This is a genomic window from Moorena sp. SIO3I6 (assembly GCF_010672095.1).
Genome location: NZ_JAAHHU010000335.1, coordinates 1 through 4,807 on the forward strand (window position 1 = coordinate 1; position 4,807 = coordinate 4,807).

Below are 4,807 nucleotides of genomic sequence, written 5' to 3' on the forward strand. Positions count from 1 at the left end.
TGGCTTTTAGTGCTGATGGAACAATTCTGGCTAGTGTCGGGGAGGATGGTCGAATCAATTTGTGGCAATGGAATCAGGAAGAATACACAGGAGACTATACCCGTACTTTTCTAGGGCATACTAGCAATTTACTTTCCCTAGCTATCACCTCAGATAGTAAGGTATTAGTGACTGGGGGATTGGATGGTATTCGGGTGTGGGACATCAGAAACCAACGTCCCCTTTACACTCTGGCAGATTTTGATCATCCAACCTATTCCCTAGCGCTTCATCCCAAGGCCGAAACCCTGGTAAGTGGACTCAAGAATGGCACGATTAAAATTTGGAATCTGAACACAGGACAACCCCTTTACGTTATTCGAGCTCATCAAGGTATCACTAGTGCTCTAGCCTTTACCCCTAATGGTAGAACCCTAGTCAGCAGTGGTTATGACGGTAAGATTAGGGTCTGGGATACGCAGACTTGGCAGCTTAAGTATACCTTGACTAAACATACTGGAAAGATTCGTGCGATCGCAATTAATCCAGTTAATGGCACAATTCTCGCTAGTGCTAGTCGTGATGGGGTGCGGTTGTGGAATTTGAACACTGGTAAGCAGATTGCTTGGTTGACTGGACATCAAGATTGGGTACAATCCCTTGCCTTTAGTCGGGATGGGCGTTTTCTGGCTACTGGGGGATTTGATCGGACGATTAAAATTTGGCAGGCGAATAGAACAGAGGTGGCTCGACAGTAAAAAAATACCAATTAAAGTAGGGTTGGAACAGGTAAGCGATCAGCTACAGCAGTCGAAGCCTAGTTTAGGACAGTCACTTTTCCTCAAACCTAGATACAAAGCTAGTTTAACTTCTGACTTCTGACTTCAAACTTCTGACTTCTGCTATATCAGCGATCAGCTATCAGCTAAAGGCTAACCACTGACCGCTGACTACTGACCGCTGACTGCTGACCGCTGACGGCTAAATGCTTACAACCAAACTCCCTACAAGCTAAAGAATATTATGACAGATAAATCGAATAATATTGCTATTATTCATTTCGATGGTGTCAGCAAAAGACGAACTAATCAATCCGCCTGTGGTGCTATAATTCAGTACCAAGGTGAAGTTTATCCAGTCTCTCAATACTTAGGATTTACTACTCAGAACCAAACTGAATATATGGGGCTAATCCTTGGACTACAGAAGACTCTAAAGCTGGGAGCAAAAGAAGCCAAAATCTATGGGGATTGCGAACTAGTAATTAACCAGCTCCATGGGGATTATATGGTTAAAAACAACAATTTGGTTAGCTTTCACACCCGAGCCAAAACCCTTCTTGATAAACTGGATTTCTACGAATTAATCTGGATTAACAAAACCCAAAACCTTGAAGCTGACCAGTTAGCTAATGACTGTATTGATTTGGAAAAGTCCCAGAAGTAAAGAATGCGTGGGGTTTGCAGTAATTTCAATAGGAAAGGGAATAGGGAACAGGGAATAGGGAATAGGGAGTAGGGAGTAGGGAGTAGGGAGTAGGGAGTAGGGAGTAGGCAAGAGGAATCCCCCCTCTCCCCACACTCTTGGCTCTTGCCAATCCCAATGGAAATGGAATATCAGTTCTCTTTTGATGCCTGCTCCTCTTGCAACAGTTGCTCTTTGGAATCTCCCCAGTAGGCTGCGTAAGTCCAAACTTCGTGGTTATCGTTTTCTTTGCTTTCTACTGACCATCGATAAATAGCTGATTTCGGCTCAACCCCAATTTCTATAAGCTTGGCACCCATATAGTACTCCATTTGGTTTTTGGTCATATACTTGACCCCAGTAGGCTCATTCTTTTTTACGGTTCGGGACATGAAAGCTTTAGTATGTTTTGCCATTTTGTTTCTCTTTTGGGTGTGAATATTAAGAATTGCTGATGTCTTGCATCTATTCTTGACTAATCTCTAGCAAGAGTTAGACACAATTCTTAATATTCTAATGCTTGAAGCGATAACAGAGTTAGGTAAAGTACCCTACTTCCGGTATTTTCGGGCTGAGCAACGGCTGAACATCTAGTGATGGGATGGGCTTGATCGTTGCCAGACTTTGCTGCTGCTACACCATGCGATCGCTTTTAGCGGAAGCGAAGCTTCATCGCGTAGCGTGACCAAAGGTCAATCGCAAATGAGATCCCATTAGTATGAAGAAAAGGATGAAGGTCAGCAGTTGCATCCAGACCAGTGTACCAAAGGCACTGCCAACGGCAATTGTGGCTGATCATCCACTGGCCAGATCCCTCAGTGTTTAGTAACTAATCAAGTGCAATTCTCATCTCTCATCAAGAGTGAGGTGCACAGGATTTTTTTCCACTCCCCCCTCCCCGTGCGGTGAAACCACTACTAATAAAACTCTTCCCCCTACTCCCTACTCCCTACTCCCTACTCCCTACTCCCTACTCCCTACTCCCTACTCCCTACTCCCTAAAACCAATGTATCTGGGAAAATTGAACCTTAAGCCTGTCTACTGGCTCTTAGGGCTAATCTTGGCAGTCATCCTCCTCTGGGCACTACCCAAGCCTTGGCACGCTGCCAGTTTATCCACTGACCCGAAAGTATTGCATGTCCTCAATCGCGTTAGTTTTGGTCCTCGCCCTGGGGACATCGAACGGGTGAAATCCATGGGAGTTGATGCTTATATTCAGTCCCAACTTTCCCCAGAATCTATTCCTGAACCGCCACAACTGAGGAAACAACTCAAGAATTTGGATACCCTGGAACTGAATCCAGTGGAGCTATGGAAAGGCTATGCACCACCACAAGGTAAAAAGAAACGGCAGCTGACTCAGCAACAACGGAAGCAGGCTCAAAAGCGATCGCAAATACCTAGGCAGCAGGGATTAGAAGCCCGTTTAATCAAAGCGATCGCTAGCCCTCAACAGCTTCAGGAAGTAATGGTAGACTTCTGGTTCAACCACTTCAATGTTTTTGATAGCAAGGGATTGAATCGGATCTGGGTTAGTTCCTTTGAACAAGATGCCATTAGACCCCATGCCCTTGGTCGTTTTCGGGATTTGTTAGGTGCTACAGCTCACCATCCCGCCATGCTCGTCTATTTAGACAACCACCAAAACACTGCACCAGGAAGTCCAGGAGCTCGTGGTCGATACAAAGGGCTTAATGAAAACTATGCTCGGGAACTGATGGAACTCCACACCCTAGGAGTAGATGGTGGCTACACCCAAGAGGATGTAATTACCCTAGCGCGGATCTTGACTGGCTGGACTACTGACCGTGAGGGTAAGTACGGTGACAGTAGAGGATTTTATTACGAAAGTAAGCGCCATGATTACAGTGATAAGGTTTTGCTGGGTACACCGATTCCAGGTAGCGGCAGCCTAGAGGGAGAGCAAGCGCTAGACCTCCTAGCTCGTCATCCCTCCACCGCCCATTACATTAGCTACAAATTAGCCCAGTACTTTGTAGCTGATCAGCCACCAGCAAAGCTAGTAGACACTCTAGCCCAACGCTTTTTGAAGACCGATGGGGATATTCGTAAGGTTCTCAAAACCCTATTTCAAAGCCCTGAATTTTGGGACACTCAGTATTACAACAGTAAATTTAAATCCCCCTATCACTACATCATCTCAGCAGTGCGAGCTACAGGCAGTAAAAAGCCCAAATGGAAAACCCTCTCTGGTATTATCCGTCAGCTAGGAATGCCCATCTACGGCTGTCCAACTCCCAATGGTTACAAAAATACTGAGAAGGCTTGGCTCAGTCCAGATGGGATGATTCGCCGGGTCAGCTTTGCCACCGCATTAGCCAATGGTAATTTCGAGCAGCGTCAACCTAAAGAAAAGCGTAAACCTGTGGATGCTGTCCAACTCAGGAAAACCCTAGCTAATCACTTTTCTGACCAAACCAAAGAAGTCATCGACACTAGTCCAGCTAAGCTACGGGCCGCCTTGATTTTAGGGAGTCCAGAAATGATGTATCGGTAATCTATTAGGGAGTCGGGAGTCGGGAGTCGGGAGTCGGGAGTCGGGAGTCGGGAGTCGGGAGTTGGGGGAATAAAATTGATTGCACCATACTTTTTGAAGTATGAAGTATGAATGATTAATTATAATTTTTGATGTTTAAATAGCCATTTAAAAAATATGCTTTTAAATCAAATTTTAATAAATTTGCTATTTTTATAAAAGCAAATTATATAATATTAATTTATTATAATACCAAAAACTCCTCGAAGCTCTTTCCTACGATTCCCGATTCCCGATTCCCGATTCCCGATTCCCGATTCCCGATTCCCGATTCCCGATTCCCGATTCCCGATTCCCTGTTCCCTATGCTATAAAAACCAACCATGAAAAGACGCAAATTATTACAACAAGCTAGCCTTCTAACTGCTGGGGGACTTATCTCTATGGGAAGTTGGGTAGCTAGAGGATTAGCAAATACGGCAAATACTAATCACCGTAAGCGATTGATTGTTATTTTTCTGCGGGGTGGCATAGATGGATTGAATGTAGTTGTGCCATACCAAGATGCTGATTACTACCAAGCGCGACCGAGAATTGCCATTCCTCGCACCGGCGAAAAAGGGGGAGTCTTGGATTTAGATGGTTACTTTGGCTTACATCCAGCTTTAGCTGATCTCATGCCTCTTTGGAAACAGAAAAGTTTAGCCTTTGTTCACGCCAGTGGTTCACCAGACTCCAATCGCTCCCATTTCGATGCTCAGGATTACATGGAAAGTGGCACCCCAGGCATTAAGAGTACAGATGATGGCTGGATGAATCGACTATTAGGGACGATTCCCAAGGAAATACCAACTCAAGCCGTGAAT

The 4,807-nt window shown here is 45.0% G+C and carries 8 protein-coding genes; 5 read left to right on the forward strand and 3 right to left on the reverse strand.

Features of this window, described 5'->3' with window-relative positions; all coding sequences use genetic code 11:
• A partial coding sequence (locus tag F6K49_RS35465; RefSeq protein ID WP_293104317.1) for a WD40 repeat domain-containing protein occupies nucleotides 1-737 on the forward strand: 737 nt, incomplete at its 5' end.
• A gap of 265 nt (nucleotides 738-1,002) precedes the next feature.
• Entirely contained in the window at nucleotides 1,003-1,425 is a 423-nt protein-coding gene (locus F6K49_RS35470; RefSeq protein WP_293020205.1) for a ribonuclease HI family protein, read from the forward strand.
• Nucleotides 1,426-1,595: 170 nt separating this feature from the next.
• Here F6K49_RS35470 and F6K49_RS35475 read toward each other — a convergent pair whose 3' ends face one another.
• Together F6K49_RS35475 and F6K49_RS35480 are read right to left on the reverse strand one after the other, a co-directional pair.
• The gene (locus F6K49_RS35475; protein WP_293020207.1) at nucleotides 1,596-1,859 is read right to left on the reverse strand and encodes a hypothetical protein; all 264 of its coding nucleotides are present in this window, start codon (nucleotides 1,857-1,859) and stop codon (nucleotides 1,596-1,598) included.
• Between the two features lie 236 nt (nucleotides 1,860-2,095).
• Nucleotides 2,096-2,242, reverse strand: coding sequence for a hypothetical protein (locus tag F6K49_RS35480; RefSeq protein WP_293020209.1), 147 nt, complete (start codon nucleotides 2,240-2,242; stop codon nucleotides 2,096-2,098).
• Between the two features lie 63 nt (nucleotides 2,243-2,305).
• Between F6K49_RS35480 and F6K49_RS35485 the strand changes: the two genes are divergently transcribed.
• Together F6K49_RS35485 and F6K49_RS35490 are read left to right on the forward strand one after the other, a co-directional pair.
• On the forward strand, nucleotides 2,306-2,476 hold the full coding sequence (locus F6K49_RS35485; protein ID WP_293020211.1) for a hypothetical protein: 171 nt from the start codon (nucleotides 2,306-2,308) through the stop codon (nucleotides 2,474-2,476).
• A complete protein-coding gene (locus F6K49_RS35490) occupies nucleotides 2,451-3,962 on the forward strand; it encodes a DUF1800 domain-containing protein (RefSeq protein ID WP_293020293.1) in 1,512 nt (503 codons plus the stop codon). Before F6K49_RS35485 ends, F6K49_RS35490 begins: the two co-directional genes overlap by 26 nt.
• Nucleotides 3,963-4,185: 223 nt before the next feature.
• Here the strand turns inward: F6K49_RS35490 and F6K49_RS35495 are convergent, their stop codons facing one another.
• Nucleotides 4,186-4,326 (reverse strand): hypothetical protein, encoded by a 141-nt coding sequence (locus F6K49_RS35495; protein ID WP_293020213.1) that lies wholly within the window; start codon nucleotides 4,324-4,326, stop codon nucleotides 4,186-4,188.
• Here F6K49_RS35495 and F6K49_RS35500 point away from each other — a divergent pair.
• On the forward strand, nucleotides 4,325-4,807 hold a 483-nt coding region (locus F6K49_RS35500), incomplete at its 3' end, for a DUF1501 domain-containing protein (RefSeq protein WP_293104320.1). The genes F6K49_RS35495 and F6K49_RS35500 overlap by 2 nt on opposite strands.

Excerpts from the sequence above, each read along its gene's own strand:
- F6K49_RS35470 (WP_293020205.1), top strand. The coding sequence starts at position 1,003 with ATGACAGATAAATCGAATAATATTGCTATTATTCATTTCGATGGTGTC.
- F6K49_RS35475 (WP_293020207.1), bottom strand. The coding sequence starts at position 1,859 with ATGGCAAAACATACTAAAGCTTTCATGTCCCGAACCGTAAAAAAGAAT.
- F6K49_RS35480 (WP_293020209.1), bottom strand. The coding sequence starts at position 2,242 with ATGATCAGCCACAATTGCCGTTGGCAGTGCCTTTGGTACACTGGTCTG.
- F6K49_RS35490 (WP_293020293.1), top strand. The coding sequence starts at position 2,451 with ATGTATCTGGGAAAATTGAACCTTAAGCCTGTCTACTGGCTCTTAGGG.
- F6K49_RS35495 (WP_293020213.1), bottom strand. The coding sequence starts at position 4,326 with ATGGTTGGTTTTTATAGCATAGGGAACAGGGAATCGGGAATCGGGAAT.